Genomic DNA, 26,978 nt, shown 5'->3' with positions numbered 1-26,978 from the left:
TGGTCCTGGGTGGCAGGTCCCAGGTCCTCGACCTCGGCCGCAAGGCCCGGTTCCACACCAAGGCCCAGCGGATCGCGCTCGCGGTCCAGCACGGAGGCTGCTACACCCAGGGCTGCGAACGCCCCTCCGCCTGGTGCGAGGCCCACCACCTCACTCCCTGGTCCGAAGGCGGTCACACCACCGTCCAGGACGGCGCCCTGCTCTGCCGACGCCACCACACCCTGGCCCACCACCCCCACTACGACATGACCCACCTGCCCGGCGGGAAGGTCGCCTTCACCAAGCGCGAGTGAGCCACCCCGGCTGGAGCTCCGCACACCCCTCGCTGGTAGCCGCCGCCGGACCCGCTGTTCCTCGCTGGCGCCCATGTGCTGGCCGCCGCGTCGCGGCAGCTGGTGCCGAGCGTCGAGGAGATGGCCGAGCTCACGGTGACCCTGAGCGCTAGCCGGGCTCGGCCAGCGACCGCGGCTGTGCGGTCACGGTGGCGCGCTTCGCCGCGCGGCGCAGCGTCGTCAGAATGGCCGGCCCGAGCACCACGATGGCGACCGCGTTGGTGATCGCGCGGCCGGTGTCGAAGCTGCCGGTCGACGTGATGAGCGTGTACTTCAGGAACGTCGTCAGGTTGTCCATCAGCGCCGCGCCCGGCACGTAGGACAGGGAGCCCTCGTGCCCGGGCACCTGGATGCCGAGGAGGAACGGCCAGCTGGAGAGGTTCATCAGCAGCCCGAAGACGTAGGCCGCCACCACGCCGTACGCGACGAGCATCGCGATCTCGGCGCGCCCGCTCACCCGCCGCGGCAGCAGGCCGGCGCCCATGCCGATCCAGGCCGACACGATCATCTGGAACGGCAGCCACGGCCCCACGCCGGCGGTCATCAGGGCGGAGGCGAACAGCGAGGTGCACCCCAGCACGAACCCGAAGCCGGCCCCGAAGACCCGCCCGCCGAGGATCAGCAGGAAGAAGACGAACTCCACCCCGGCGGTGCCGGCGGAGACGGTGCGCAGGATCGCGTTGATCGCGCTGAGCACCCCGAGCACGGCCAGCACCCGCGCGTCCATGCCGCCCTCACTGAGCTCGGCCAGGACGACCGCCACGACCACCGGGAGCAGCGCCAAGAACAGGAACGGCGGATCCACTCGCGCCTCAGGCACCCGCAGCAGCAGCGGCCAGCAGAGCATCATCAGCCCGCCCAGCGACGCCATGCCGAGGACGGCCACGGAACGCCACGAGAGGGGGACGGCGGGCGCGCTCATGCCGTGACCGCGGTGTCCAGTGCGGCGACGACCTCGTCCACCCGCAGCCAGGGGGCGCCCAGCACCTTGGTGACCTGTGGCGCGAACGCGGGCGACTCGGCGACCACGCGGCGGGTCGGGCCGGCGGAGACGACCTCGCCCTCGGCCATCACCACGACGTCGTCGGCGGCCAAGGCGGTGAACTCCACGTCGTGGGTCGCGACCAGGACGGCGTGGCCCTCGTCCGCGAGCGTGCGGAGCATGCCGGCCAGCGACCGCTTCGCGGCGTAGTCCAGGCCGCGGGTGGGCTCGTCGAGCAGGACGACGTGGGGGCGGGCGACGAGCACGAGGGCGAGAGCCACGGCCAGGCGCTGGCCCTCGGAGAGGTCGCGCGGGTGGCGGTCGCCGGGGATTCCGGGGACCAGGCCGTCCAGGATCTCGCGGGTGCCGGGGCCGCCGGCCGCGCACTCCTCGTCGACGGTCTCGAGGTAGAGCAGGTCCGCCGAGCTCTGCGGCAGCAGTCCGACGACGTTGCGGCGCTCGGCCGGCCCGAGCCCGGCCGGATCGATGCCACCGGCGGTGACCGAGCCGTGCTGACGCCGGCCGGTCCCTTGCAGCGCCCACAGCAGCGAGGACTTGCCGGAGCCGTTGCGGCCCATGAGCGCGGTGACGCGCCCCGCTCCCAGGGTGAGGTCGAGCTCGCGGACGGCGACGGTTCGGCCGTGGGTCACGGTCAGCCCCCGCGCCGTCAGGGCGTCGGTGGTGGCGACCACCGCGTCAGGCCCCGGTGGGGTGAGGTCCAGGGTGCGGGCCTCGCGTCGGGCCTCGCGCACCGTCAGCGGGAGCGGGTGCCAGCCGGCGGCCCGACCGAGCTCCACGATCGGGGGCACGACGGGCGAGTGCGCCAGGAGCTCGGCCGGGCGGCCGACCTGGACCCGGCCGTCCCCGGTGAGCAGGCACATCCGGTCGGCGAACGGGATCACCCGCTCGAGGCGGTGCTCGGCGACCAGCACCGAGACCCCGAGGTCGTGCACGAGGCGGGTCAGCGTGGCCAGCACGTCCTCGGCGGCGGTGGGGTCGAGCGCGGACGTCGGCTCGTCGAGGACCAGGAGGCGCGGGTGAGTGGTGAGCACCGAGCCGATGGCCACCCGCTGCTGCTGGCCGCCCGACAGCGTGCGCAGGTCGCGGTGGCGCAGGTCGGCGATGCCCAGCAGGTCGAGCGTCTCCTCGACGCGCCGTCGCATGCTGTCCGGCGCCAGCCCGAGCTGCTCCATCCCGTAGGCGAGCTCCTCCTCGACGGTGTCGGTGACGAACCCCGCGGCCGGATCCTGACCGACGTACCCGATCACGTGGGCACGGTCGCGCGGCGCCGTGTGCAGGATGCTGGTGCCGTCGAGCAGCAGGTCGCCGCTCAAGGTGCCGCCGGTGAACCGCGGCACCAGCCCGGTCACCACCCCGAGCAGCGTGGACTTGCCGACGCCGGTCGGGCCCGAGACCAGGACGAGCTCGCCCTCCTCGATCGTGAGGTCGACCGCGTCCAGGACCCGCCGGTCGTCGTAGGCGAAGCAGATGCCGCGCAGCTCGATCATGACGCCACCTCCCGCGGGGGCGGGGCCGCCGCGGCGGCGACCACCCCGGTCAGGACCCCCACCAGCGCGACCAGGCTGATCTCGGGTGCCACCGACAGGTCGGGGTAGGCGATGAGCAGCTGGTGCTCGCTGACCCACCAGCCGGCGACCCCGGCGGCGAGGCCGGACGCGACGACCGCGAGCTCCGGCCACCGCCAGCGGTCGGGGCGGTAGCGGGTCCGCTCGACGCGGCGTCCCGCGCTCGCCAGGCCGGCCACGGCGACGACCACGCCGAGCCCGAGCATCGGCAGCGCGAGCAGCCGAGGGGCAGTCTGGTCGAGCAGCGCGTAGACACCGACGCAGACGCCGCACAGGCCGACCAGCATCAGGGCGCCCGTCGTACGCCGCTGGGCGCGAGTGAGCCCGGCGGCGCGGCCGTAGCCGCGAGTGTCCATCCCGGCGGCGAGGGCCAGCGAGCGCTCGAGGGCGTCCTCCAGCACCGGCACCAGGGTGCGGCGCAGCCGGCGCACCCGCCCGGTCTCCCCCGCGCGCAGTGACTGGGCGGCGCGGACCCGGCGCACGCTGTCGGCGAACTGCGGCAGCACGGTCACGGCCACGACCAGCGCCGTGCCGATCTCGTAGAGGGCGGGCGGCATCGAGCGCAGCAGCCGCTTCGGGTTCGCCAGGGCGTTGGCCGCGCCGATGCAGATGACGATGGTCGCGAGCCGCAGCCCGTCGTAGAGCCCGGCCAGCAGCGACTCCTGGGTGACCGGACCGAGCAGGGTGAACCCGAGGACCCAGTCGGGCAGCGGGACCGTCGGCAGGTCCAGCAGGAGGGTGCCCGGGTAGCTGCCGCCGAAGAGCAGGCGGAACACCACGCGGAGCACCACGATCGCCACGCCGAGCCAGACGTAGAGCCGGAACGAGCGGGCCCACGGCTGCTCCGAGCGGCGTGCCATGACCACCATGGTCGCGACCCCCACGAGCAGCAGGAGGACGAGCGGGTTCGTGGTCAGCGAGGCGGCCGTGGCAAGGCCAAGCGCCCACAGCCACCAGGCCACGGGATGCACGTCGCGCGGGAGCCGGGCCCCGCTCATCGCCGGCTCACGCCGATCCGGACCGGCGCCGCAGCAGGAACACCACGCCGGCCACGCCGAACAGCGTGCCGATCAGCGCCGGGGCGACGAAGGCGGGCAGGCCGTCGCCGGTCGGGTCCGTCGCCGGAGCCGTATCGCCGCGGGCTCGATCGTCCCGTGCGCTCGGGGTCGCGCTCGGCGAGGCGGCCCCAGGCTCGAGGCGCGGTCGCGCCTCGCCGCCGCGCTGGTCCCAGGACAGCGCCACGTAGCCGCCGTCGGGGACCGTCAGCGCACCCGCGCCCAGCCCTGAGTAGGTCCAGGTCCCCGACTCGCCGTCGGACCACCACAGCCCCCAGTAGGCGTCGGCCGGAGCGGTGGTGACGCAGGGGTCGTCCTGCGGGAGACCGCTCACCCGGCAGACGAACCCGGCCTGGCGCGCGGCGTAGGTGAGCGGGTGGCCGACCGAGACGAAGAGGTCCGCGGCCCGCTGGCCGCCGCCGTCTCGGTCGCAGACGGCATCGACACCGCCGCCCAGCTCGTGGAAGTCGACCACGACGGTGACGCCACCGCCGGAGCAGGGGGCGGCCACCGCGGCTGCCGCCTGAGCGGGTGCGGACGCGCCTCCGACCGCCGCGACCACCAGGGCCGCGGCGGTCAGGAGCAGCGCCGGAGAGGTCACGGCGAGGTCGCTCCGTCGTCGGTGTCCGAGGCGAACGCGAGGACGCCCAGGCCCTGCGCCGTGGCGTACTGCCACTGGGTGAGGCCCTCCGCCCCGATGCCCTTGCTCCGGGCTGCGTCGTAGGCGCGACGGTCGAAGGCGATGGCGCCGGCCTCACCGGCGAGTCCCTGGGGCTGCGAGTCGGAGTCGTCGACCTGCACAGCGCCCACCCAGCGGGCAGCCTGCTGCGCCGCCTCGCGGTCGCCGAGCTCGCCCAGTGCCTGACCGGCGACGCCCGTGCTGTTGGCGTTGCCGGGCTCGCCCGGCTGGGTGCCCCAGGAGCCGTCGGCGTTCTGCACCTCGGCGAGCCAGGCTGTGCCGGCACTGAGCACCGCCTCGATCTCGGCGTCGTCGGCCTGGTCTTGCAGCATGAGCAGCGCGGTCGCGGTGGTGTCGACGCTCCCGGCCGCCGACGGGTCGCCGTCGCAGTCCTGGTCGGGGGAGGACGCCGGGCTGAAGCTCTCCCGGAAGAAGCCCTCCTCGCACTGCTGCCGGAGCAGCCACTGCGTCGCCGCCGCCGCCTGCGGGTGGTCGGCCGCGTCCAGGGCGTGGGCGGCGAACGCCTGACCGAGCGTGTTGGCGTACTGGTAGTCGACCTTGCCGTTCGTGCGGTCGAAGAGCCGGCCCTCCAATCGCGGATCATCGCTGACGTGGTCGGCGACCCTCGCGATGAGGTCGACGCCGCCGTAGCCGGGCGCGGCATCGACCAGCTGCGCGAAGACCGCCGACTTGGCGGCAGCTCCGCCCACGTCACCGGTGACTTCGCCGCCCTTCTCGTCGGGGAAGCTGTAGGAGATGTAGCCGGCCACGACCGGCTCGAACCCCTTCTCCATCTCGTCGAGGACCGCCGGGTCGGCGCCGGCCGCCTCGAGCGCCAGCGCGGCGTCGATGTTGCGGCCGCAGTAGTCGGGGCACGCGCCGTCCAGCAGCCCGTCGGTCATATGGCCGCTCAGCCAGGCCACCGCGGTATCGGCCGGCGTGCGGCCGGGGCTGTCGCCGGCCGGCGGCGACTCCGACTCCGACTCCGGCGATCCGCACGACACCGCGGTGCCGGCCACGAGGGTGAGGGCCGCGGCCAGCAGGCCGGCGGGTCGCCCGAAGGCAGGCTTTCTCATGAGGTTCCTCTCCGCTGCACACGGCGGAGGCGTCCAGGCCCGTTGCCTGGGGGGCGCCACCGCTGCTTGTCCTCGACAGCGTGTGATCGGACGCGTCACTCCAGGTGCTCCGGCTCGCATCAAGGTCCCTGGGGACCTCGATGCCTACGGTTGCGGGTCAGCGCCGGAATCGGACCGGCTTCCCCTGGCGTGGGCGTGATGGTCGTGCAGGCACACCCTAGCAACGTCGGGCGGCCCCCGGGTGACGACAGGCACCATGCGAATATGACGGCCGGGGGCAGCCCCCCGATCCGCATGGGGACGGAGAAGCAGGCATGAGCGAGGCCCAGGAGGGGCAGCGGACCGAGCGGTCGGGTCCCGGGGTCGACCAGCGGCTGTTCAGCGCGGTGCTGGACGCCGTGCCGGATGCGGTCGTCGTCGTCGACGGGACCGGGCGGATCCGCATCGCCAACACCCAGGTGCGCGAGGTCTTCGGCTACGAGCAGCACGAGCTGGAGGGCCAGCAGGTCGAGATGCTGATCCCGTCCCGGGCCCGCGAGGGGCACCCGCAGCGGCGCTCGGGCTACCCCCGACGCCCCATGGGTCTGCTGAAGCTCGCCGCGGTGCGCAAGGGCGGGGCCGAGTTCCCAGCCGAGATATCGCTCGCGCCGGTCGCGATCGGCGCCGGTGACCCGCTGACCGTCGCCACCGTGCGCGACATCACCGAGCGGCTGCGCCTGGAGGACGACGCCGAGCGCGCCCGCAACGACCTGCTGGCGACCGTGACCCACGAGCTGCGGACCCCGCTGACCTCCATCCTCGGGTACGCCGAGGTGATGAACGACCTCGGCGCGTCCGAGCTCGGCGACCGGGCGCGCCGCATGCTCGACGTCGTGCGGCGCAATGCCGAGCGCGAGCTCAAGCTCGTCACCGACCTGCTCGACGTCGCGGTCGGCGCGCTCGGCCAGACCAAGCTCACGCTCGGCACCGTCGACGTCGTCGCCCTCCTGCACGAGTCCCGCGCCGCGCACGCGGAGACCGCTCGCGCCGCCGGCCTCGAGCTGGTCGTGGCCACCGCCGCGCAGGACCCCGGACTGACGACCCACGGCGACGGGCACCGGCTGCTGCAGGTGCTCGACAACCTGGTGAGCAACGCGCTGAAGTTCTCACCGCCCGGCGGCGTGGTCACGCTCACGGCCGAGGGCCTCGCCGACAGCGTGGTCATGTCGGTGGGCGACAGCGGCGAGGGGATCCCGCTGGAGGACCAGGCGCGGATCTTCGAGCGCCTTCAGCGCGGCAGCAACGCCCTGGCCGCGCAGTCGCCCGGCGCCGGCCTCGGTCTGTCGATCGTCCAGTCCATCGTCACGGCGCACCGTGGCACGGTCTCCATCGAGAGCCGGCCGGGGGCCGGGACGCTCGTCACGGTGCAGCTCCCTCGCTCCCCCGCGACGCCGTAGGCATCAGTCCGCCGAGACTCGGTAGACGCCATCCTGCGAACGGTACGGCGGGGGCCTCCCGACCGGGAGGCCCCCGGATCAGGTCAGCTTCTCCAGGATCAGCTCGCGCACCCGGCCCGCATCGGCCTGGCCGCGCATCTCCTTCATGACCGCCCCGATCAGGGCGCCCGCGGCGGCGACCTTGCCGTCGCGGATCTTGTCGGCCACGTCGGGGTTGGCGGCGATGGCGGCATCGACCGCGGCACCGAGCGCGCCGTCGTCGGAGACGACGGCCAGACCGCGGGCGGCCACGATCTCCTCCGGGGTGCCCTCACCGGCGATCAGACCGTCGAACACCTGGCGGGCCAGCTTGTCGTTGACGGTGCCCGCGTCGACCAGCGCCTGGACGGCCGCGACCTGCGCGGGGCTCACCCCGAGGTCGACGACGTCCACGCCCGCGTCGTTGGCGCGTCGGGCGAGCTCGGAGCTCCACCACTTGCGCGCCGCCTGCGGCGAGGCGCCGGCGGCGACGGTCTCCTCGATCGCGACGAGCACGCCGGACGCGACGACGTCGCGCATCTCCAGGTCGGTGTAGCCCCAGTCGGCCTGCAGCCTGGCCCGACGCTCGACCGGGTTCTCGGGCAGCGTGCCGCGCAGCTCCTCGACCCACTCCCGGCTGGGCGCGACCGGCACCAGGTCGGGCTCGGGGAAGTAGCGGTAGTCGTCCGCGTCTGACTTGGCGCGGCCGCTCGTGGTGACGCCGGTGTCCTCGTGCCAGTGGCGCGTCTCCTGGAAGATCGAGCCCTCCGCCTCCAGCACCGCCGCGTGCCGCTGCATCTCGTAGCGCACCGCGCGCTCGACGGAGCGGAACGAGTTGACGTTCTTGGTCTCCGTGCGGGTGCCGAGGGTGCCCGAGCCCTTGGGCGACAGGGAGAGGTTGACGTCGGCGCGCAGGTTGCCCTGGTCCATCCGCGCCTCGGACACGCCGAGCGCGAGGATCAGGTCGCGCAGCTGGCTGACGTAGGCGCGAGCCACGGCCGGGGCCTTCGCGCCGGCGCCCATGATCGGCTTGGTGACGATCTCGATGAGCGGGATCCCCGCGCGGTTGTAGTCCACCAGCGAGTAGTCGGCGCCGTGGATGCGCCCGGTCGAGCCGCCGACGTGCAGCGACTTGCCGGTGTCCTCCTCCATGTGGGCGCGCTCGATCTCCACGCGGAAGGTCTCGCCCTCCACCTCAACATCCATCCAGCCCTCGAAGCAGATCGGCTCGTCGTACTGGGAGGTCTGGAAGTTCTTCGGCATGTCCGGGTAGAAGTAGTTCTTCCGGGCGAAGCGGCACCACTCGGCGATCTCGCAGTTGAGCGCCAGCCCGATCCGGATCGCGGACTCCACGGCCTTGCCGTTGACCACCGGCATCGCGCCGGGCAGCCCCAGGCAGGTCGGGCAGACCTGGGTGTTCGGCTCCCCGCCGAACACCGCCGGGCAGCCGCAGAACATCTTGGTCGCGGTGTTGAGCTCGACGTGGACCTCCAGGCCGAGCGCCGGGTCGTACGCTGCCAGCACGTCGTCGAACGGGACCAGGGTCTCGGTCATCGGGTCACTCCTGTCAGGGCCGGTGCGCGGTCGAGCAGCGGGCCGCCCCACCTGTCGGCGAGCAGCGCCTCGAGGGCGGCGCCCACGCGGTAGACCCGGTCGTCGGCCATGGTCGGGGCGAGGATCTGCACGCCCACGGGCAGGCCGTCCTCGTCGGCGAGGCCGCCGGGCACCGAGATGCCCGGGACGCCCGAGAGGTTGGCCGGGATGGTCGCGAGGTCGTTGAGGTACATCGCGATCGGGTCGTCGAGCTTCTCCCCCAGCTTGAACGCCGTGGTCGGCGCCGTGGGCGAGACCAGCACGTCGGCCTTCTCGAACGCGGCGTCGAAGTCACGCGAGATCAGCGTGCGGACCTTCTGCGCCTGGCCGTAGTAGGCGTCGTAGTAGCCGCTGGATAGCGCGTAGGTGCCCAGGATGATCCGTCGCTTCACCTCGTCGCCGAAGCCGGCGTCGCGGGTGGCGCGCATGACGTCCTCCGCGCTCGGGCTCTCGATGCCCTCGGGAATGACCCGCAGGCCGTAGCGCATGGCGTCGAACTTCGCGAGATTGCTGGACGCCTCCGCCGGCAGGATCAGGTAGTAGGTGGCGAGCGCGTGGACGAAGGTCGGGCAGGACACCTCGACCACCTCGGCACCGGCGCCGACCATCAGGTCGACGGCCTCCTGGAAGCGCGCCTGCACGCCGTCCTGGTAGCCCTCCCCGCCGAGCTCCTTGACCACGCCGACGCGGACGCCGGTCAGGTCGCCCGTGGCGCCGCGACGAACCGCGTCGGTGAGGTCGGGCACGGACTGGGTGATCGAGGTGGAGTCCAGCGGGTCGTGGCCGCCGATGAGCTCGTGCAGCAGGGCGGCGTCGAGGACCGTGCGGGTGACCGGGCCGACCTGGTCGAGGGAGTTGGCCAGGGCGACCAGCCCGTAGCGCGAGACCGAGCCGTAGGTCGGCTTGACCCCGACCGTGCCGGTGACGGCGCCGGGCTGGCGGATCGAGCCGCCGGTGTCGGTGCCGAGCGCGAGCGGCGCCTCGAAGGCGGCCACGGCCGCGGCCGAGCCGCCGCCGGAGCCACCGGGGATGCGGTCCAGGTCCCAGGGGTTGTGGGTGGGCCCGTAGGCGGAGTGCTCGGTGGAGGAGCCCATCGCGAACTCGTCCATGTTGGTCTTGCCCAGGATCGGCAGCCCGGCCGCGCGCAGCCGGCGTACGACCGTCGCGTCGTAGGGCGGCACCCAGCCCTCGAGGATCTTCGACCCGCAGGTCGTGGGCAGCCCCTCGGTGGTCAGCACATCCTTGACCGCGATCGGCACCCCGTCGAGCGCCGAGGCGGGCCGGCCGGCGGCGCGGCGCGCGTCGGACTCGGCCGCCTGCGCCAGTGCGCCCTCGGCGTCGACGTGCAAGAAGGCGTGGACCGCGCCGTCGACCGCGCCGATGCGGTCGAGCTGGGCCTGGGTGATCGCGACCGAGGTGGTCTCCCCCGCGGCCAGGGCGTCGGCCAGCTGGGCGGCGGTGCGCCGGGTCAGGTCGCCTCCGGTGCTCACTGCTCGTCCCCCAGAATCCGCGGGACCATGAAGCGCTGCTGGTCGGAGGCCGGAGCGCCGGACAGCGCCTGCTCGGCCGTGAGGCTGGGCGTGACGACGTCCTCGCGGAACACGTTGGTCAGCGGCATCGGGTGCGACGTGGGCGGCACGTCCTCACCGGCCACCCCGCTGATCGAGGCGACCGACTCGAGGATGACCGAGAGCTGGGGGGCCAGGTGGTCGAGCTCCGCGTCGTCGAGGTCGATCCGGGCGAGGTCGGCGAGGTGTGCGACCTCCTCCCTGGTGATTTCAGGCATGGGCCAATCCTAGGGTGAGCCCCCGGCGCACCCGTCGGCGGTTTGCGCGAGCCGCCGCGCAGGAGGGGCCGCCCACCCTCGGGTGAGCGGCCCCTCCTCGGGTCGTGCTGGGTCAGCAGGGCTTGATCTTGGCCAGCGCGCGGGTGCCGCCGTTGCCCATCTGGGACTGGAACACCGAGACCTCGAGGCGGAAGCCGGGCTTGTTGGCGATGACGACGGAGCCGACCCGGGAGATCCTGCCCTTCTTGACCAGGCCGGAGTTGAACTTCCGCTTGGTCGCCTCGCCCTTGTTGAGGACCCTGACCTGGCCACCGGTGGGCCCGGCGCCCTTGCGGTTGTCCAGGCGGGCGAACACGCGGTACTTGCCGGCGCCGGCCGGGGTCTTGCAGGCCTGCAGCTGGGCGCCGGAGAGGCCCATCACCTTCTGGAAGTTCTTGCCCGCGCGGGCAGCGTCGTCGGGAGCGGCGCTCGCCGCGTGGGTCGGAATGAGGAGGAAGGAGGCGGCGATGGCTGCCCCGATGGCTCGCTTCGTGGTCATCATGGGAGGGACTGTGGCACGGCTGCGGACGGGTTGGGGCGAATTCTCCGCGCGCAGCCTGACCGAATCCGGTCGCGGCAAGGATCGGCCACGGACCGCCCGTCCTCAGTCGTCCTCGTCCGGCTCGGCGACGTCCGGGCCCTGCTCCAGCAGCCGCTTGAACCCGCCCTCGTCGAGGATCGGGACCTTCAGCTGCTCGGCCTTGTCGGCCTTGGAGCCGGCGCTCTCGCCGACGACGACGTAGTCGGTCTTCTTCGACACCGAGCCGGAGGCCTTGCCCCCGCGGCTGAGGATCGCCTCCTTCGCGGAGTCGCGGGAGAAGTCGACGAGCGAGCCGGTGACCACGATGGTCAGACCCTCGAGGGTGCGGGGGGTGGACTCGTCGCGGGCGTCCTCCATGGTGACGCCCGCGGCCTCCCACTTGTCGACGATCTCGCGGTGCCACTCGACGGCGAACCACTCGATGACCGCCTCGGCGATCGTCGGCCCGACTCCCTCGGCGGCGGCCAGCTCGGCCTCGGTGGCGCCTCGGATCGCCGCCATGGAGCCGAACTCCTGGGCCAGGGCCCGAGCCGCGGTAGGGCCGACGTGGCGGATGGACAGCGCCACCAGCACCCGCCACAGCGGCACGGACTTGGCGTGGTCCAGGTTGTCGAGCAGCCGGCGACCGTTGGCCGACAGCACCCGGCCCTCCACGGCGTGGTCGGCCTCGGTCTTCTTGGCCGCGCGGGTGAACAGGTCGGTGCGCAGCAGGCGGTCCTCGTCGAGGTCGAACACGTCGCCCTCGTTGCCGACGACCTCGGCCTCCAGCAGCGCCGTGGCCGCCTCGTAGCCGAGCCCCTCGATGTCGAAGGCGCCGCGACCGGCGACGTGGAAGACCCGCTCGCGCACCTGGGCGGGGCAGAACTGGTGGTTGGGGCAGCGCAGGTCCTTGTCGCCCTCCTTCTGCTGCGCCAGCGGGGTGGCGCAGGTGGGGCACTCGGTGGGCATCACCCACTCGGGGAGGCCCTCCGGCCGCAGCGCCAGCACCGGGCCGAGGATCTCGGGGATCACGTCGCCGGCCTTGCGCAGGATGACGGTGTCGCCCGGGCGGACGTCCTTGCGCCGGACCTCGTGGGCGTTGTGGAGGGTGGCGTTCTCGACGGTGGAGCCGGCCACGAGCGTCGGAACCATCACGCCGTACGGCGTGACGCGGCCGGTGCGGCCGACGTTGACCCGGATGTCGAGGAGCTCGGCGTTGACCTCCTCGGGGGGGTACTTGAAGGCGATCGCCCAGCGCGGCGCGCGGCTGGTCGAGCCGAGGCGCCGCTGCAGGGACACGTCATCGACCTTGACCACGACGCCGTCGATCTCGTAGGGCACGATCGTGTGCCGGTGCTCGCCGGCGTGGGCGATGTAGGCCTGGACTCCCTCGAGCGTGGGCAGGACCCGCACCTGGTCGGAGATCGGCAGCCCCCACGCGCGCAGGGCGTCGTAGGCCATCGACTGCGCCGTGGGCTCGAAGCCCTCCCGCGCGCCGATGCCATGGCAGACCATCCCCAGTGCCCGGGTGGCGGTGACGCGGGGGTCCTTCTGTCGCAGGGAGCCGGCGGCGGCGTTGCGGGGGTTGGCGAACATCGGCTTGCCGGCGTCGGTCATCGACTCGTTGAGCCGCTCGAACGCCTCTCGCGGCAAGAACACCTCCCCGCGGACCTCCAGCAGGTCGGGCACGGCGTAGGCCTCGGACGGCTGCAGCCGGTGCGGCACGGAGTCGATGGTCTTGACGTTGGGCGTGACGTCCTCGCCGGTGCGACCGTCGCCACGGGTGAGCGCGCGCACCAGGCGGCCCTTCTCGTAGAGCAGGTTGATCGCGAGGCCGTCCACCTTGAGCTCGCAGAGCAGGTCGGGCGACTCGACGCCGTCGCGGGCCAGCCGGGCGTGCCAGCCGGCGAGCTCGTCGTAGGAGAACGCGTTGTCGAGGGACTCCATGCGCTGCAGGTGGTCCACCGCGGTGAACTCGGTCGAGACCGCTCCCCCGACCTTCTGCGTCGGGGAGTCGGGCGTGCGCAGCTCCGGGAACTCCTCCTCCAGCTCCTCGAGGCGCCGCAGCCGACGGTCGAAGTCGGCGTCGGAGAGCGTGGGGTCGTCGAGGACGTAGTAGCGCCAGCGGGCGTCCTCGACCTGCTCCACCAGCTGGTGGTGCTCGTCGCGGGCCTCGGGGGTGGCAGGGGTCGGGGCGGCAGTCGGCTCCTCGGCGGCGTCGCTCATGGGGACATCTTGCCGCCTGGCGCCGACGGTGCCGATCGGCCGGTCCGGCCGCGGCCGCCTCCCAGCACACTCCGCAGGACGGCCGGGACCTCGATCTCAGCCAACGGAAAAGAAAACCTCTTGGCGGGGAATGGGTCTCGTGCCTAGAGTGTTCGGGATGAAACGGAACAGTTCCGTTTCATAGATGTGCGAGCGAGGAGCACCCCATGACCGACGTCGACGCTCCGAGCGAGCGGGCCGCCCAGCGACCCCGGGTAGAGGGCGACCGGGAGCAGGAGATCCTCGAGGCCGCCCTGGCGGCGCTCGCCGAGGTCGGCTACGACCGGCTCACCATGGACGCCGTCGCCGCCCGGGCCCGGGCGTCGAAGGCGACGCTGTACCGGCGGTGGAACGACAAGGCCAGCCTCGTGATCGACGCCTTGATGGCTCAGAAGGACGAGTTCGCGGCGCCCGACACCGGCAGCCTGCGGGGCGACCTGGTCGCCTCGTTCTGCGGGATCGGAGGGCTGACCGACACCAAGCAGATCGGGGTCGTCGCGAGCGTGCTGACCGCGATCAGCCGGGACGCGACGTTCGCGGAGAAGTTCCGCGCCGACTTCATCGCCCCCAAGGCCGAGACCAGCCGGCTCGTCTACGAGCGGGCCCAGGCCCGCGGCGAGCTCGGCCCGGACGTCGACGTCGACCTGCTCGCAACTGCCGTGCCCGGCATCGTCCTGCACCGCCTCTTCCTGCTCGGGGAGCTCCCCGACGTGGACCTCGTCACCCGTGTCATCGACCAGATCGTCCTGCCCGCCGCCACCTGCGGCGCGCAGTCCCAGCCCGTCACGAAAGAAGACTCATGACCGACGTCCGGACGGCCGGGGGACCCACCCCGGAGCCCACACAGGAGCGCACGCTCCACCTCGGGTGGGCTCTGGTGCTCATCTCGATGGCCCAGCTGATGGTGGTGCTCGACGCCTCCATCGCCAACATCGCCCTGCCCTTCATCGGCGACGACCTGAACATCGACCAGGCCAACCTGACCTGGATCGTCACGGGCTACGCCCTGGCGTTCGGTGGTCTGCTCCTGCTGGGCGGCCGACTCGGCGACCTCTACGGTCGCCGCCGGATCTTCATGATCGGCCTGGTCGTCTTCGCCGTCGCCTCGCTCCTGGGCGGGTTCGCCCAGAACGAGGCGCTGCTGCTCGGATCGCGGGGCCTCCAGGGTCTCGGCGCGGCGCTCGCCTCCCCCGCGGCGCTCGCCCTGATCACCACGACGTTCCCGGCCGGCCCGCCCCGCAACCGGGCGTTCGCCGTCTACGCCGCCATGTCCGGCGCCGGGGCCGCGGTCGGCCTGATCCTCGGCGGCTGGCTCACCGGCCTCGACCCGCTCCTGGGCCTCGAGGGCTGGCGCTGGACCTTCCTGATCAACGTGCCGATCGGCCTCGTCGCCGCGTTCTTGGCCCCGCGCTTCCTCAACGAGTCCGAGTCGCACCCGGGTCAGCTCGACATCCCCGGCGCCATCACCGGCACCCTGGGCCTGCTCGGCCTGGTCTACGGCTTCAGCCGCGCCGGCGAGGAGGCGCACGGCTGGGGTGACACGTGGACCATCGCGTCCCTGGCCGCCGGCGTCGTGCTACTCGCGATCTTCGCCATCATCGAGTCTCGGGTGAAGCACCCGCTGCTGCCGGTCCGGGTCTTCGCCAACCGCACCCGCGCCACCAGCTTCCTGGTGATGGCGCTGGTCCCGGCGGCGATGTTCGCGATGTTCTACTTCCTGAGCCTCTTCATCCAGCTCGTGGTGGGCTACAGCCCGCTGCGCGCGGGCTTCGCGTTCCTGCCGTTCTCGATCGGCATCGTGTTCGGCGCGGCGCTCTCCTCCAACCTGGTGAACCGGATCAACCCCCGCTACATCGCCGGCGTCGGCACGATCATGGCCGTCGGCGCGCTGGTGGGCTTCTCGATGCTCGAGGTCCCGACCAGCACCGAGGCCCTCCTGGCCGTGACCCCGGACAACCCGCTCGGCGCGGACGTCAACTACTGGACCGCGATCTTCCCGTTCATCATGCTGATGTCGGTCGGCATGGGCATGGTGTTCGTGCCGCTCACCCTCACCGCGGTGCACCACCTGCGCGCCGAGGACTCCGGCATCGGGTCGGGCGTGCTCAACACGATGCAGCAGGTCGGCGGCGCGCTCGGCCTGGCCATCCTGGGCACGGTCTCGCTGCACTACGCCGAGGGCACCAAGAGCGCCCTCGCCGGCGACCTGGTCGCCCGGGGCATTCCACCCGTCGATGCGGGGCGGTTGGCCTTCCTCGGCTCGTTCACCGAGGGCGCGTCGGCGGCCTTCCTGGTCGGCGCCGGACTGATCGCGATCGGCTCGGTGGCCATCTGGGCCTTCCTCAACGTCAAGCACGAGGAGCTGGCCACGGACGGCCCCGAGGGCGAGGTCCACGTCGGCTGAGCCCGACGGCGCGTACGACGGCCCGGTCGCCCCTCGCGGGGTGGCCGGGCCGTCGGCCAGGTCAGGCTCAAGACAGGTGACGCGCGCTGGCGGTGAGCAGACGCAGCACCGACCCCGACCACGCGGGCGTCGCCCCGGACAGGCCGCAGGTGGGCGAGAGCGCGAGTGTGTCCCCGAGCGTGGCGACGTCCAGGCCGACCAGGTCGAGCCAGCGCAGCACCCGCTCGGTGACCTCGGTGTCGCTGGGCGCGGTGGCGGGGTCGCGAGACGCGACGACGCCGAGGACGACCGTCTCCCCCGCGTCCAGGGCCTCGGCCAGCGCCTCGTGGTCGCGCGCGGAGAGCGTGTCCAGGTCGGCCGAGAGCCCGCGAGCGCCGGCGCCGCGCAGCAGCGCCCACGGCGACTCGGGGGCGCAGGAGTGCACCCAGGGCTCGGCGTCCTCGGCGGCGATGGCCTCCAGGACCCACTGGAGGTGCTCGGAGGCCTCGGGCGGGTGCACGGTGCGGTGTCGACCGAAGCCCGACGCCGTGGGCACCCGGCCACCCAGCACGGCGGCCAGCGATGGCTCGTCGACCTGGACGACCAGCCGTTCGACGCCCGGCAGCCGCCGGCGCAGGTCGCGGACGTGGGTGCGCACGCCCTCGGCGAGAGCCTGGGCGAGGTCGCGGCGCGCGCCCACGTCGGAGAGCACCTTGTCGCCGCGCGGCTTCTCGACGCTCGCCGAGAGGGTCCACGGGCCGGCGACCTGCACCTTGAAGCTCCCGGTCAGCCCCTGGGCCTGCTCCTCGAGCCCGTCGAGGTCCTGCGCGAGCAGGCTACGGGCCCGGCGGTGGTCGACCCCGGAGGCGTCGGTGAGCCGCCAGCCGGCCGGCTGCAGGTCGACCCCCAGACCGTCGGTCACCGCCAGGGCGCGCCCGAGCATGCCGGCGGGTGCGCCGCGACCCGGCACCTCGGGCAGGTGCGGCAGGTCGGGCAGCTCCCCGAGGACCACCCGCACCGCCTCGTCGTACGACGCCTGGTCACCGCCGGGCATCGACCCGACGCCGGTGGCAATCATGTGGTGGCCGCGATGGTCGCGGAGCCGACCACCCGGCTGCCGTCGTAGATGACGGCGGCCTGGCCCGGGGCGATGCCGAAGGCCGGGTCGAGCAGCTCGATGTCGACGTGCTCGCCGTCGGTGGCCACGACCGCACGGTGCTCGTCGCCGTGGGCGCGCAGCTGGACGGTCGCCTCGAGGCGCACCGGCACGCTGCCGCACCAGCGCGGCTTGATCCCGCTGAGCCGGTGCACCGCGAGGCGATGGCGCGGACCGACCGTGACGGTGCCGGACACCGGCTCGATGTCGAGCACGAAGCGCGGCTTCCCGTCGGCCGCAGGCACCCCGAGCCGCAGCCCCTTGCGCTGCCCGATCGTGAAGCCGTAGGTGCCGTCGTGGCGGCCCAGCTCCTCACCGGTGGCGTCGTCGACGATCGCCCCACCGTGGTTGGGCGCGCGATCGCCGAGCTTCTCGCGCAGCCAGCCGGCGTTGTCGCCGTCGGCGACGAAGCAGATGTCGTGGCTGTCGGGCTTGGCGGCGACCAGCAGCCCCCGCTCGGCCGCCTCCTCACGCACCACCGACTTGGGCGAGTCGCCGAGCGGGAACAGCGAGTGCGCGAGCTGGTGCTGGTCGAGGACGCCGAGGACGTAGGACTGGTCCTTGCCGTGGTCGACCGCGCGATGCATCTCGATCAGCCCGTCGTCTCCGGTGCGCAGCTGCGCGTAGTGGCCCGTGGCGACCGCGTCGAAGCCGAGTGCCAGCGCGCGGTCGAGCACCGCCGCGAACTTGATCTTCTCGTTGCAGCGCAGGCACGGGTTGGGTGTGCGGCCGGCGGCGTACTCGTCCATGAAGTCCTCGACCACGTCCTCGTGGAAGCGCTCGCTGAGGTCCCACACGTAGAAGGGGATGCCGATGACATCGGCCGCTCGTCGCGCGTCGTTACTGTCCTCGATCGTGCAGCAGCCGCGGGCGCCGGAGCGGTACGACGCCGGGTTGCGCGAGAGCGCCAGGTGGATGCCGGTGACGTCGTGGCCGGCGTCGGCGGCACGAGCCGCGGCGACCGCCGAGTCGACGCCGCCGGACATGGCGGCCAGGACTCTCATCGTGATGCTGCCCGGGCCCGTTCGACGCACGGGCCGATCGCCTCGATGAGCGCCTCGACGTCGGCCTCGGTCGAGGTGTGGCCGAGCGAGAAGCGCAGCGAGCTGCGCGCCTCGTCATCGGCGCGACCCATCGCCAGCAGCACGTGGGAGGGCTGCGGCACGCCGGCCGAGCAGGCCGACCCGGTCGAGCACTCGATGCCGCGGGCGTCGAGCAGCATCAGCAGCGAGTCGCCCTCGCAGCCGGGGAAGCTGAGGTGGGCGTTGCCGGGCAGCCGGTGTACGGGGTCGCCGTTGACGATCGCGTCGGGGACGGCCTCGAGCACACCGGCGATCAGCCGGTCGCGCAGCGCGGCGACCCGGGCGGCGTGCTCGGCCTGGTGCTTCACCGCGAGCTCGACCGCGGCCGCGAAGCCAGCGATGGCCGGGGTGTCGATGGTGCCGCTACGAATGTCGCGCTCCTGCCCGCCGCCGTGGACCAGTGCGGTGACCTCGAGCTCGCGCCGTACGACGAGCGCGCCGACGCCGTAGGGTCCGCCCAGCTTGTGACCGGTCAGCGTGAGCGCGTCGACACCCGACTTCGCGAAGTCGATCGGCACCGTCCCGACGGCCTGGACCGCGTCGGTGTGCACCGGGATGCCGTGCTCGGCGACCAGCGCCACGACCTCGTCGATCGGCTGCACGGTGCCGACCTCGTTGTTGGCCCACATGACCGAGAGCAGCGCCACGGTCTCGGGCTCCCGCTCGATGAGGGCGCGCAGCGCGTCGAGGTCGATCCGCCCGTCGCGGTCGACCGGCACCAGGTCGACCTGGGCGCCCTCGTCCTCGCCGAGCCAGAAGACCGGGTCCAGGACGGCGTGGTGCTCGATGGCGGTGACCAGGATCCGGTTGCGACGGGGGTCGGCGGCCTGGCGGGCCCAGTAGATGCCCTTGAGCGCGAGGTTGTCGGCCTCGGTGCCGCCGGCGGTGAAGACCACCTCGCCGGGGCGGCAGTTGAGCGCCTGGGCGATGGTCTCGCGCGACTCCTCCACGATCCGCCGCGCCCGGCGCCCCGAGGCGTGCAGCGAGCTCGGGTTGCCGACGTCCAGCAGGTGCGCGGTGAGCGCCTCCACGGCCGGCTGCACCATCGGGGTGGTGGCGGCGTGGTCGAGATAGACGACCCGGTTCGGGCTGGTGGCGCTCATGTCATGGTCAAGGGTACGGCGCACCCCTCCGCGGCCGGTCGGCAGAGCCGGTATCCGAGGGATGGATACCCGGCTGACCGGGTATCCCGGGGGCGGTCCTACAGCAGCACCAGGTCGTCGCGGTGCACGACCTCGCGCTCGTACGCCGCGCCGAGGTCGCGCTTGAGGTCCTGGGAGCTCCGGCCGAGCAGCTGCGGCACCTCGTCGGCGTCGAAGTTGACCAGCCCGCGCGCGACGACGGCGCCGTCGGGGCCGGCCAGGTTGACCGGGTCACCGGCGGTGAAGCGCCCGAGGACGCCGGTGATGCCGGCGGCCAGGAGGGAGGCGCGGCGCTCGACGACGGCGCGGACGGCTCCGGCGTCCAGCACCAGCGTGCCCTGGGGGTCGGTGGCGTGGGCGAGCCACAGCAGGCGCGTGGGGCGACGACGGCCGGTGGCGTGGAAGAGGGTGCCGACCGGGTCACCGGCCAGCGCAGCGGCGGCCTGGTCGGCGGCGGCCAGGACGACCGGGATGCCGGCACCGGTGGCGATGCGCGCCGCCTCGATCTTGGTCTGCATGCCGCCGGTGCCCACACCGGACGCGCCGGCGCGGCCGATCCGCACGTGGTCGAGCTCGGCGTACGACGTCACCTCGGGCACCAGGGCGGCGCCGGGCTGCCGCGGGTCGGCGTCGTAGAGGCCGTCGACGTCGGAGAGCAGCACCAGCAGGTCCGCGTGCACCAGGTGTGCGACCAGCGAGGCGAGCCGGTCGTTGTCGCCGAAGCGGATCTCGTTGGTCGCCACCGTGTCGTTCTCGTTGACGATCGGGAGCACGCCGAGCTCGAGCAGCTTGGCCAAGGTGGAGAAGGCGTTGCGGTAGTGCGAGCGGCGGGTCACGTCGTCGAGGGTGAGCAGGACCTGTCCGGCAACGACGCCGTGGCGGGCGAGCTCCTCGGTGTAGCGGTGGACGAGCAGCCCTTGGCCGACCGAGGCGGCCGCCTGCTGGGCCGCGAGGGCCCGTGGGCGCCGCTTCAGCCCGAGCGGCGCGAGCCCCGCGGCGATCGCACCGGACGACACCAGCACGACTTCGGCGCCGCGGGTGCGCGCCGCGGCCAGCACGTCGACGAGACGACTCACCGTCTCCGGGTCGATCCCGCCGGCGGCGGTGGTGAGCGACGACGAGCCGACCTTCACGACGATCCGGCGGGCGTCGGTCACCACCGGCCGCTGGCCGGTGGTCATGCGTCGGGGTCGCTCTCAGCCCAGTCAGGGTCGTCGGCGGAGCCGATGGTGTAGGCCTTGGGGCCGAACTTCTCCGGCTTGTCGAGGCGGCGGGCCACGTCGGCGCGGGTCTCGTTCTCCCCGCGCTCCGGCATGGCCTCCTCGATCGCGCGGCGGCGGCCGTGGGCGGGACGCTTCTCCTCGAACCGCTCGTCCTCGCCGCGGCGGGCGAGGTTCTCCGCGCCGGCGTCGATGCCCGGCTTGAAGTCGAAGACCACCGCGTTGTCGTCCTGGCCGATGATGACGGTGTCGCCCTGCTCGGCGCCGAGCTGCAGGAGCCGGGTCTCGACCCCGAGCCGGTTGAGCCGGTCGGCGAGGAAGCCCACGGCCTCGTCGTTGCTGAAGTTGGTCTGGCGCACCCACCGCTCCGGCTTGGTGCCGCGCACGCGCCACCCGTCCTCGGTGTGCGTCACCGTGAAGTCGTCGCCGCCATCGGCGCTCGGCGGGCGCAGCACGATCCGCTGCGCCTCGACGACCTCGCGTTCGGCACGCGCCGCCATCACGATCTCGGCCATCGCGAAGGTCAGCTCGCGCATCCCCTCGCCGCTGGCGGCCGAGACCGGGAACACGCGCAGCCCGCGGGCCCGCAGGTCCTCGATGGTGATGTCGGCGATGTCGCGCCCGTCGGGCACGTCGATCTTGTTGAGCGCGACCAGTCGCGGCCGGTCCTCCAGGCCGCCGTAGCGCGCGAGCTCGTTCTCCATGACATCGAGGTCCTCGACGGGGTTGCGGCCCGGCTCCATGGTGGCGGTGTCGATCACGTGCACCAACGCCGCGCAGCGCTCGATGTGGCGCAGGAAGTCGTGGCCGAGGCCGCGGCCCTCGCTGGCGCCCTCGATCAGGCCGGGTACGTCGGCGACGGTGAACGTCGTGTCCCCGGCGGTGACCACGCCGAGGTTGGGCACCAGGGTGGTGAAGGGGTAGTCGGCGATCTTCGGCCGGGCCCGCGAGATCGAGGCGATCAGGCTCGACTTGCCGGCGCTGGGGAAGCCCACCAGGCCGATGTCGGCGACGACCTTGAGCTCCAGTGCGATGTCCAGCTCGTCGCCCGGCTCGCCGAGCAGCGCGAAGCCGGGCGCCTTGCGCTTGGAGCTCGCGAGGGCCGCGTTGCCGAGGCCGCCGCGCCCGCCCTGGGCGATGACCAGCTCGGTGCCGGGGCCGACGAGGTCCGCCAGGACGTTGCCGTCGGCGTCGGTCACGACGGTGCCCTCGGGCACGGGGAGGACGACGTCGGCGCCGTGCGAGCCGTTGCGGTGTCCGCCGGCGCCGTGGCCGCCGTTCTCACCGCGCCGGTGCGGGCTGTGGTGGTAGTCGATCAGCGTCGTCACGTCCGGGTCGACCCGCAGGATGACCGAGCCGCCGGGGCCGCCGTTGCCGCCGTCGGGGCCGCCGAGCGGCTTGAACTTCTCGCGATGGACCGAGGCGACGCCGTCGCCCCCACGCCCGGCACTCACGTGGAGCGTGACCCGGTCGACGAAGGTGGGGACTGCCATGGTGGCCTCTCAGGCGCTCTCAGGGGGTGGTGGTGCTGCGTAAATGGCGATAGGGCGGCCCCGAGACCAGGGACGCCCTATGCGCGCAAGTGGTGCGGGAAAGCGTCAGGTCACTCGCCCGGGACGATGTTGACGACCTTGCGGCCACGCTTGCGGCCGAACTCCACCGCACCCGCGACGAGCGCGAAGAGGGTGTCGTCGCCGCCGCGGCCGACGCCGCTGCCCGGGTGGAAGTGGGTGCCACGCTGGCGGACGATGATCTCGCCGGCGTTGACTTCCTGGCCACCGAACCGCTTGACGCCGAGGCGCTGGGAGTTGGAATCGCGGCCGTTCTTGGTGGACGCGGCGCCCTTCTTGTGAGCCATTTCGTAGTCCTTCGGGTGTGTCTCGAGCGGAGCTCAGAGAGAGATGTCGGTGACCTTGACCTGGGTGTACTTCTGGCGGTGACCCTGGCGCTTCTTGTAGCCGGTCTTGTTCTTGTACTTCTGGATGATGATCTTGGGGCCCTTGGTCGCGCCGAGGACCTCGACCGTCACCGACGCCTTGTCAAGACCGCTCGAGGTGACGGTCTCGCCGTCGACCACCAGCACCACCGGAAGGGTCACCGACTCGCCGACGCCGGTCGTCACCTTGTCGATCTCGATGACGTCGCCGACGGCGACCTTCTGCTGGGTGGCGCCTGCGCGCACGATCGCGTACACCGCGGTCTCCTTCGTAGGTCTCACTGAACAAGCGGGGGCTGCGGCACGCCACGACCACCGGGCTGGTGGAGGGGTTGCCCGCAGGATGGGGCAGTTGGAGCTGAGTGGGCACGCCTAGCGCACCGGGAGTCAATAGTACGGACGCGCCGCCCCCACCGCAAAACGCGGGCTCGGGGCGGCGCCCCCGTCTGCTGCTCAACGCTTGCGGGTGCGCTTCTTGACCGGGACGTGCTCGACCGCGGGACCGCTGTCGGCGTCCTCGCCCTCGTCCACGTCGGACACCACGTCCGTGGGCGCCTCGTCGGCCGGCGTGGCCGCCCGGCTGCGCCCGCGGGAGCGGGTCACGACCTTCGGCGGCTCCGGGGCCGACACGGCCTCGACTGCGGCGGTCTCGGCAGCGGGCACCACGACCGGCATCTCGGCCGGCGTGGTGCTGATCGTCGCCGTCGAGCGCGTGGTCCGGCGGGTCCGGGTGACCACCCGCGGGGCCTCCGGCTGGGCCGGCTCGGGCGCCGGCTCGGGCTCGGGCTCGGGCTCGGGCTGCTGCTCGGGCTCGGGCTCGGGCTCGGGCTGCTGCTCGGGCTCGGCGGACGCGGCCGGGTCGGCCGTCTCCTCGGCCTGCGGCGTCGTCTCGGTCTCGACCCCGGCCTCGACCACGGCCTCGACCTCGACCGCGGTGACGACCTCGGCCACCTCGACCTCGACCGGCGGGGTCTCGGGCTCGTCGGCCGGCGCGTCGACGTCGACGCGCGCGGCGTTCTCCGGCTTGGCCATCGCCGCGATGTCCTTCGGCGAGGGCGCGGCCTTGGGCGCCGGGGTGACCTGCTCGTCGCGGTCGCGGCCGCGGCCGCCGCGAGTACGCCGGCCACCACCACCACCGTTGCCGCCGCCACCGCGCGGGCCGTCGTCCTGACGGCGCGGCTCGACCGGCTGGTCGTGGAGGATCAGCCCGCGGCCCTGGCAGTGCTCGCAGGTCTCGCCGAAGGCCTCGAGCAGCCCGGTGCCGATCCGCTTGCGTGTCATCTGCACCAGGCCCAGCGAGGTGACCTCGGCGACCTGGTGTCGGGTGCGGTCTCGGCCCAGGCACTCGACCATGCGGCGCAGGACCAGGTCCCGGTTGGACTCGAGCACCATGTCGATGAAGTCGACCACGATGATTCCGCCGATGTCGCGCAGGCGGAGCTGGCGCACGATCTCCTCGGCCGCCTCGAGGTTGTTCTTGGTGACGGTCTCCTCCAGGTTGCCCCCGGAGCCGGTGAACTTCCCGGTGTTGACGTCGACGACGGTCATCGCCTCGGTGCGGTCGATGACCAGCGAGCCGCCCGAGGGCAGCCACACCTTGCGGTCCAGCCCCTTGGCGATCTGCTCGTCGACCCGGTAGGCCGCGAACACGTCCGGACGGTCTGCGTCCCCGTCGGCGTCGTAGCGCTCGACGCGGTCGGTCAGGTCGGGGGCGATGTGGGACACGTAGCTCTGGACGCTGCTCCAGGCGTCCTCGCCCTGGATCACCAGCTTGCTGAAGTCCTCGGTGAAGAGGTCGCGGACGACCTTGAGGGTCAGGTCGGGCTCGCCGTAGAGCAGCTGCGGGGCCTGGCCCTTGGACTTGCCCTCGATGTCCTCCCAGCGGGCCTTGAGCCGCTCGACGTCGCGGGTGAGCTCCTCCTCGCTGGCGCCCTCGGCGGCCGTGCGCACGATCACCCCGGCGGTGTCGGGGACGATCTCCTTGAGGAGGGTCTTGAGGCGGTTGCGCTCGGTGTCGGGCAGCTTGCGGGAGATGCCGGAGGTGGTGCCGTCCGGGACGTAGACCAGGAACCGGCCGGCCAGGCTCACCTGGCTCGTGAGCCGGGCGCCCTTGTGACCGATCGGGTCCTTGGTGACCTGCACCAGGATCGACTGGCCGGAGGTGAGCACCGACTCGATCTTGCGGGGCTGGCCGTCCTTGTGGCCCAGTGCGGACCAGTTGACCTCGCCGGCGTACAGGACCGCGTTGCGGCCCTTGCCGATGTCGATGAACGCCGCCTCCATGGAGGGCAGGACGTTCTGGACCCGGCCGAGGTAGACATTGCCGATCAGCGACGTCTGCGACTCGCGGGCGACATAGTGCTCGACGAGGACCTTGTCCTCGAGGACCGCGATCTGGGTCAGCTCCTCGCGCTGGCGGATCACCATCACGCGGTCGACCGCCTCGCGGCGGGCGAGGAACTCCGCCTCGCTGACGATGGGGGCGCGGCGGCGCCCGGCCTCGCGGCCCTCGCGCCGGCGCTGCTTCTTGGCCTCGAGCCTGGTCGATCCGGCGATCGCGGTGATCTCGTCCTCGGCCGAGCGCGCCTTGCGGACGCGGGTGACGGTGTTGCTCGGGTCGTCTCCGCCGTTGCCACCGTCGTCGCCCTCGCGCCGGCGGCGGCGCCGGCGGCGGGTGCCGCCCTCGCCGGCGTCGTCGTCGGACTCCGGGGCGGAGCCGCGACCCGCGCCCTTGCCCTGCTTCGCACCGGCGTCGTCACCGCCGTCCTGGGCGTCTGCGGAGTCTGCGGAGTCGTCACCGTCACCGGCCTTGCGGCGACGGCGCCCGCCGCGGCGGCGGCGGCGGCGGGGACCGCCACCCTCGCCGTCGTCGGCGTCCTCGGCGCTCTCGGGGTCCTCGGCTCCCTCGGCTCCCTCGGGGTCCTCGCTCGGGGTAGCGGCCGCGTCGGCCTCCTCCGCGTCGGGGGTCTCGGGTGCCGCGGGCACCTCGATGACCTCGTCGTCCTGTGGTGCGGCGGCGGCCTTCTTGGCCGCGCGCTTGCGGGGGGTGCGCTTGCGGGCCGGCTCTCCCGCCTCGGCCGGCACCTCGAGCGGCTGCGCCTCCTCAGTGGACTCGGCCTCGGCCGCAGGCGGTGCCTCGACGGTCTTGGCGGCCGCACGGCGGCCGCGGGTGCGGGTGGTGACCTTGGTCGCCGGCGTCTGGAACAGCACCATCGGCGCGGCGGCGGCGTCCGACGACGGCGCCTCGGCGGCGGGCTGCTCGGCGGGCGCCTCGACGCTCTCGACCTCGACCGACGCCGCACTGGTCTTCTTGGCCGCGGCCCGCTTGGCGGGGGCCTTCTTCGCCGTCCGCTTGGCCGCGGTCTTCTTCGCCGGGGCCGCCTGCGTCCCGTCCCCCTCGGGAGCGTCGGTCGGGACGTCGGGCGTCTCGGCGGGCGTCGCGGCGGGCGTCGCGGACGCCACCTTCTTGGTGGTCCGCTTCGCGGCAGCCCGCTTGGCGGGCGCCTTCTTGGCGGCCTTCTTCGCCGGCGCAGCGGCGTCGGGCGCGACCGCGCCCTCCGCGCTGTCGGGGGCGTCGGGAGTGGTGGTTTCGTCAGCCATGGTGTTGCTCTCCTCGACCCGGCGGGAGTGCCCGTCCGGGGGGTGTTGGACGCCGTGGACCCGGCAAACAGGATCGACGGCGCAAAGCCTTCGGGTGGCGGCGACACCCTCCGCAAGGTGCGTCACTGGACGTCGGTTCGCCACCTACCGCGGTCGCAGGGCCACAGGCGGGGGTCGCTGTCACCGACTCCCACTGGCCGCGTCGCGGTCCGGCGACGACCTTCCTCCACTGTGCCGACCCACAGGTGCGGAGCCGGCGAGAACGTCGTCGGGTCGAATCAGGCGGCGGCACCTTTCACGAACCACACGCACGGTCATCGACCACGGCGAGTATCGCACAGGGCGGCGCGGCGGCCTATCTCTTCGGGTGAAGCGGGTCGCCGATTTCGCCGGTCTCGGGGTCCAGGGGGCCCTGAGCGAGCCGCGTGAGCAGCGGCGAGGCCACCGGTGGACGGCCCGAGGTGCGCGCGAGGCCGGCCAGCACGTCGTCGGGCCGGACCGCGGGCGCGCCGTGCCGCAGGACCAGGTCGAGGCGCGAGCCGCGCTCCCCCACCTCGGCGCTCAGGGAGAGCACCGCCGCGCGGCAGTCGAAGGCGCGCAGGCCCTTCTTGGTCATCCGCTCGACGATGACCTCCTCGGCCGCCAGGAACGCCGCGACCGCCGTGGCCGCCTCCGCCGGCGGCAGGTCCAGGTCGATCTGCCAGCGGCTCGCCTCCAGCAGGTCGGCGAGCCCGCCCCCGGGCGACTCGACCACCTCGACGACGTCCAGCCCGTCGGGCAGGGCCTCGGCGAGGGAGGCGTGGACCGCCGCCGGGTCGACGACCTCGGCGAGGCCGATCTCCAGGAACTCCGCCTCGCTGGCCGAGCCGGTCGGCGCGGCGCCGGCGTAGGAGATCCGGGGGTGCGGGTTGAAGCCGGACGAGTAGGCCATGGGGACGCGCGCGCGGAAGATGGCGCGCTCGAAGGCGCGGCTGAAGTCGCGGTGGCTGGTGAAGCGCAGCCGCCCCCGCTTGGCGTAGCGGATCCGCAGCTTCTGCACGGGGGGCGCCTGCTGCTCGGGCTGGTCACGCATGGTCGAACTCCTTGGTCACT

23 protein-coding genes and 1 riboswitch are annotated in these 26,978 nt (G+C 73.1%); of the genes, 4 read left to right on the top strand and 19 right to left on the bottom strand.

From position 1 onward, the window contains the following. Positions 1 to 293 (top strand): HNH endonuclease signature motif containing protein (locus LRP67_RS17675; protein WP_231271476.1); only part of this gene is annotated, 293 nt, incomplete at its 5' end. A gap of 148 nt (positions 294 to 441) precedes the next feature. Here the strand turns inward: LRP67_RS17675 and LRP67_RS17670 are convergent. From LRP67_RS17670 to LRP67_RS17650, 5 genes are read right to left on the bottom strand one after another with little or no spacing between them, the layout of a single operon-like run. Beyond that, complete coding sequence (locus LRP67_RS17670; protein ID WP_231271475.1) at positions 442 to 1,254, bottom strand: ECF transporter S component; 813 nt, start codon at positions 1,252 to 1,254, stop codon at positions 442 to 444. After that, positions 1,251 to 2,822: an ABC transporter ATP-binding protein gene (locus LRP67_RS17665; protein ID WP_231271474.1), complete on the bottom strand. Its 1,572-nt coding sequence runs from the start codon at positions 2,820 to 2,822 to the stop codon at positions 1,251 to 1,253. The genes LRP67_RS17670 and LRP67_RS17665 overlap by 4 nt, the downstream gene beginning before the upstream one ends. Further along, positions 2,819 to 3,898: an energy-coupling factor transporter transmembrane component T gene (locus LRP67_RS17660; protein WP_231271473.1), complete on the bottom strand. Its 1,080-nt coding sequence runs from the start codon at positions 3,896 to 3,898 to the stop codon at positions 2,819 to 2,821. Before LRP67_RS17660 ends, LRP67_RS17665 begins: the two co-directional genes overlap by 4 nt. 7 nt (positions 3,899 to 3,905) lie before the next feature. Beyond that, on the bottom strand, positions 3,906 to 4,556 hold the full coding sequence (locus tag LRP67_RS17655; protein ID WP_231271472.1) for a hypothetical protein: 651 nt from the start codon (positions 4,554 to 4,556) through the stop codon (positions 3,906 to 3,908). Continuing rightward, positions 4,553 to 5,710 carry a hypothetical protein gene (locus LRP67_RS17650; protein WP_231271471.1) on the bottom strand — a complete coding sequence of 386 codons (1,158 nt, stop codon included), beginning with the start codon at positions 5,708 to 5,710 and terminating at the stop codon, positions 4,553 to 4,555. The genes LRP67_RS17655 and LRP67_RS17650 overlap by 4 nt, the downstream gene beginning before the upstream one ends. A 103-nt stretch (positions 5,711 to 5,813) precedes the next feature. After that, a riboswitch (cobalamin riboswitch) is annotated at positions 5,814 to 5,894 on the bottom strand. Positions 5,895 to 6,024: 130 nt separating this feature from the next. Here LRP67_RS17650 and LRP67_RS17645 point away from each other — a divergent pair. Beyond that, the gene (locus tag LRP67_RS17645; protein WP_231271470.1) at positions 6,025 to 7,146 is read left to right on the top strand and encodes a cell wall metabolism sensor histidine kinase WalK; all 1,122 of its coding nucleotides are present in this window, start codon (positions 6,025 to 6,027) and stop codon (positions 7,144 to 7,146) included. Between the two features lie 78 nt (positions 7,147 to 7,224). On the opposite strand, the gene gatB is transcribed toward LRP67_RS17645, so the two are convergent. From gatB to ligA, 5 genes are all read right to left on the bottom strand, one after another. Then, positions 7,225 to 8,718, bottom strand: a complete 1,494-nt coding sequence (gene gatB / locus LRP67_RS17640) for an Asp-tRNA(Asn)/Glu-tRNA(Gln) amidotransferase subunit GatB (protein WP_231271469.1) — start codon at positions 8,716 to 8,718, stop codon at positions 7,225 to 7,227. Further along, positions 8,715 to 10,247, bottom strand: a complete 1,533-nt coding sequence (gatA, locus tag LRP67_RS17635; RefSeq protein WP_231271468.1) for an Asp-tRNA(Asn)/Glu-tRNA(Gln) amidotransferase subunit GatA — start codon at positions 10,245 to 10,247, stop codon at positions 8,715 to 8,717. Before gatA ends, gatB begins: the two co-directional genes overlap by 4 nt. Next, positions 10,244 to 10,543, bottom strand: a complete 300-nt coding sequence (gene gatC, locus LRP67_RS17630; protein ID WP_231271467.1) for an Asp-tRNA(Asn)/Glu-tRNA(Gln) amidotransferase subunit GatC — start codon at positions 10,541 to 10,543, stop codon at positions 10,244 to 10,246. The genes gatA and gatC overlap by 4 nt, the downstream gene beginning before the upstream one ends. A 112-nt stretch (positions 10,544 to 10,655) precedes the next feature. Continuing rightward, on the bottom strand, positions 10,656 to 11,084 hold the full coding sequence (locus LRP67_RS17625) for a hypothetical protein (protein WP_231271466.1): 429 nt from the start codon (positions 11,082 to 11,084) through the stop codon (positions 10,656 to 10,658). Between the two features lie 102 nt (positions 11,085 to 11,186). Next, the gene (gene ligA / locus LRP67_RS17620; RefSeq protein ID WP_231271465.1) at positions 11,187 to 13,328 is read right to left on the bottom strand and encodes an NAD-dependent DNA ligase LigA; all 2,142 of its coding nucleotides are present in this window, start codon (positions 13,326 to 13,328) and stop codon (positions 11,187 to 11,189) included. A 206-nt stretch (positions 13,329 to 13,534) separates the two neighbouring features. On the opposite strand from ligA, the gene LRP67_RS17615 reads away from it, so the two are divergent. Both LRP67_RS17615 and LRP67_RS17610 read left to right on the top strand, forming a co-directional pair. Next, positions 13,535 to 14,170 carry a TetR/AcrR family transcriptional regulator gene (locus LRP67_RS17615; protein WP_231271464.1) on the top strand — a complete coding sequence of 212 codons (636 nt, stop codon included), beginning with the start codon at positions 13,535 to 13,537 and terminating at the stop codon, positions 14,168 to 14,170. Beyond that, positions 14,167 to 15,771, top strand: a complete 1,605-nt coding sequence (locus LRP67_RS17610; RefSeq protein WP_231271463.1) for an MFS transporter — start codon at positions 14,167 to 14,169, stop codon at positions 15,769 to 15,771. The genes LRP67_RS17615 and LRP67_RS17610 overlap by 4 nt, the downstream gene beginning before the upstream one ends. 67 nt (positions 15,772 to 15,838) lie before the next feature. On the opposite strand, the gene LRP67_RS17605 is transcribed toward LRP67_RS17610, so the two are convergent. The 9 genes from LRP67_RS17605 to LRP67_RS17565 form a co-directional block, all read right to left on the bottom strand. Beyond that, on the bottom strand, positions 15,839 to 16,828 hold the full coding sequence (locus LRP67_RS17605) for a methionine synthase (protein ID WP_231271462.1): 990 nt from the start codon (positions 16,826 to 16,828) through the stop codon (positions 15,839 to 15,841). Then, positions 16,825 to 17,910: a tRNA 2-thiouridine(34) synthase MnmA gene (gene mnmA, locus LRP67_RS17600; protein ID WP_231271461.1), complete on the bottom strand. Its 1,086-nt coding sequence runs from the start codon at positions 17,908 to 17,910 to the stop codon at positions 16,825 to 16,827. Before mnmA ends, LRP67_RS17605 begins: the two co-directional genes overlap by 4 nt. Beyond that, on the bottom strand, positions 17,907 to 19,091 hold the full coding sequence (locus LRP67_RS17595) for a cysteine desulfurase family protein (RefSeq protein WP_231271460.1): 1,185 nt from the start codon (positions 19,089 to 19,091) through the stop codon (positions 17,907 to 17,909). The genes mnmA and LRP67_RS17595 overlap by 4 nt, the downstream gene beginning before the upstream one ends. Before the next feature lie 98 nt (positions 19,092 to 19,189). Continuing rightward, entirely contained in the window at positions 19,190 to 20,311 is a 1,122-nt protein-coding gene (gene proB / locus LRP67_RS17590; protein WP_231271459.1) for a glutamate 5-kinase, read from the bottom strand. After that, positions 20,308 to 21,843 carry a GTPase ObgE gene (gene obgE, locus LRP67_RS17585; protein ID WP_231271458.1) on the bottom strand — a complete coding sequence of 512 codons (1,536 nt, stop codon included), beginning with the start codon at positions 21,841 to 21,843 and terminating at the stop codon, positions 20,308 to 20,310. Before obgE ends, proB begins: the two co-directional genes overlap by 4 nt. Positions 21,844 to 21,953: 110 nt before the next feature. Beyond that, positions 21,954 to 22,208: a 50S ribosomal protein L27 gene (gene rpmA / locus LRP67_RS17580; RefSeq protein ID WP_091027082.1), complete on the bottom strand. Its 255-nt coding sequence runs from the start codon at positions 22,206 to 22,208 to the stop codon at positions 21,954 to 21,956. Positions 22,209 to 22,241: 33 nt separating this feature from the next. Further along, positions 22,242 to 22,544 carry a 50S ribosomal protein L21 gene (rplU, locus tag LRP67_RS17575; RefSeq protein ID WP_231241971.1) on the bottom strand — a complete coding sequence of 101 codons (303 nt, stop codon included), beginning with the start codon at positions 22,542 to 22,544 and terminating at the stop codon, positions 22,242 to 22,244. A 195-nt stretch (positions 22,545 to 22,739) separates the two neighbouring features. After that, a complete protein-coding gene (locus tag LRP67_RS17570; RefSeq protein ID WP_231271457.1) occupies positions 22,740 to 25,886 on the bottom strand; it encodes an Rne/Rng family ribonuclease in 3,147 nt (1,048 codons plus the stop codon). A gap of 355 nt (positions 25,887 to 26,241) precedes the next feature. Next, the gene (locus LRP67_RS17565) at positions 26,242 to 26,958 is read right to left on the bottom strand and encodes a TIGR03936 family radical SAM-associated protein (protein WP_231271456.1); all 717 of its coding nucleotides are present in this window, start codon (positions 26,956 to 26,958) and stop codon (positions 26,242 to 26,244) included. Positions 26,959 to 26,978 lie beyond the last annotated feature (20 nt).

Source organism: Nocardioides sp. cx-169 (assembly GCF_021083605.1).
GTDB lineage: Bacteria > Actinomycetota > Actinomycetes > Propionibacteriales > Nocardioidaceae > Nocardioides.
This window is presented reverse-complemented; position numbering and strand designations above follow the sequence as displayed.

What these genes read in the sequence shown, in the direction of transcription:
- LRP67_RS17570 (WP_231271457.1), bottom strand. Translation starts at nt 25,886, where the DNA reads ATGGCTGACGAAACCACCACTCCCGACGCCCCCGACAGCGCGGAGGGC.
- LRP67_RS17650 (WP_231271471.1), bottom strand. Translation starts at nt 5,710, where the DNA reads ATGAGAAAGCCTGCCTTCGGGCGACCCGCCGGCCTGCTGGCCGCGGCC.
- proB (WP_231271459.1), bottom strand. Translation starts at nt 20,311, where the DNA reads ATGACCACCGGCCAGCGGCCGGTGGTGACCGACGCCCGCCGGATCGTC.
- LRP67_RS17610 (WP_231271463.1), top strand. Translation starts at nt 14,167, where the DNA reads ATGACCGACGTCCGGACGGCCGGGGGACCCACCCCGGAGCCCACACAG.
- gatB (WP_231271469.1), bottom strand. Translation starts at nt 8,718, where the DNA reads ATGACCGAGACCCTGGTCCCGTTCGACGACGTGCTGGCAGCGTACGAC.
- LRP67_RS17615 (WP_231271464.1), top strand. Translation starts at nt 13,535, where the DNA reads ATGACCGACGTCGACGCTCCGAGCGAGCGGGCCGCCCAGCGACCCCGG.
- rpmA (WP_091027082.1), bottom strand. Translation starts at nt 22,208, where the DNA reads ATGGCTCACAAGAAGGGCGCCGCGTCCACCAAGAACGGCCGCGATTCC.
- mnmA (WP_231271461.1), bottom strand. Translation starts at nt 17,910, where the DNA reads ATGAGAGTCCTGGCCGCCATGTCCGGCGGCGTCGACTCGGCGGTCGCC.
- LRP67_RS17595 (WP_231271460.1), bottom strand. Translation starts at nt 19,091, where the DNA reads ATGAGCGCCACCAGCCCGAACCGGGTCGTCTATCTCGACCACGCCGCC.
- LRP67_RS17660 (WP_231271473.1), bottom strand. Translation starts at nt 3,898, where the DNA reads ATGAGCGGGGCCCGGCTCCCGCGCGACGTGCATCCCGTGGCCTGGTGG.
- gatC (WP_231271467.1), bottom strand. Translation starts at nt 10,543, where the DNA reads ATGCCTGAAATCACCAGGGAGGAGGTCGCACACCTCGCCGACCTCGCC.
- LRP67_RS17625 (WP_231271466.1), bottom strand. Translation starts at nt 11,084, where the DNA reads ATGATGACCACGAAGCGAGCCATCGGGGCAGCCATCGCCGCCTCCTTC.
- ligA (WP_231271465.1), bottom strand. Translation starts at nt 13,328, where the DNA reads ATGAGCGACGCCGCCGAGGAGCCGACTGCCGCCCCGACCCCTGCCACC.
- LRP67_RS17645 (WP_231271470.1), top strand. Translation starts at nt 6,025, where the DNA reads ATGAGCGAGGCCCAGGAGGGGCAGCGGACCGAGCGGTCGGGTCCCGGG.
- LRP67_RS17605 (WP_231271462.1), bottom strand. Translation starts at nt 16,828, where the DNA reads ATGATTGCCACCGGCGTCGGGTCGATGCCCGGCGGTGACCAGGCGTCG.
- LRP67_RS17665 (WP_231271474.1), bottom strand. Translation starts at nt 2,822, where the DNA reads ATGATCGAGCTGCGCGGCATCTGCTTCGCCTACGACGACCGGCGGGTC.
- LRP67_RS17565 (WP_231271456.1), bottom strand. Translation starts at nt 26,958, where the DNA reads ATGCGTGACCAGCCCGAGCAGCAGGCGCCCCCCGTGCAGAAGCTGCGG.
- obgE (WP_231271458.1), bottom strand. Translation starts at nt 21,843, where the DNA reads ATGGCAGTCCCCACCTTCGTCGACCGGGTCACGCTCCACGTGAGTGCC.
- LRP67_RS17670 (WP_231271475.1), bottom strand. Translation starts at nt 1,254, where the DNA reads ATGAGCGCGCCCGCCGTCCCCCTCTCGTGGCGTTCCGTGGCCGTCCTC.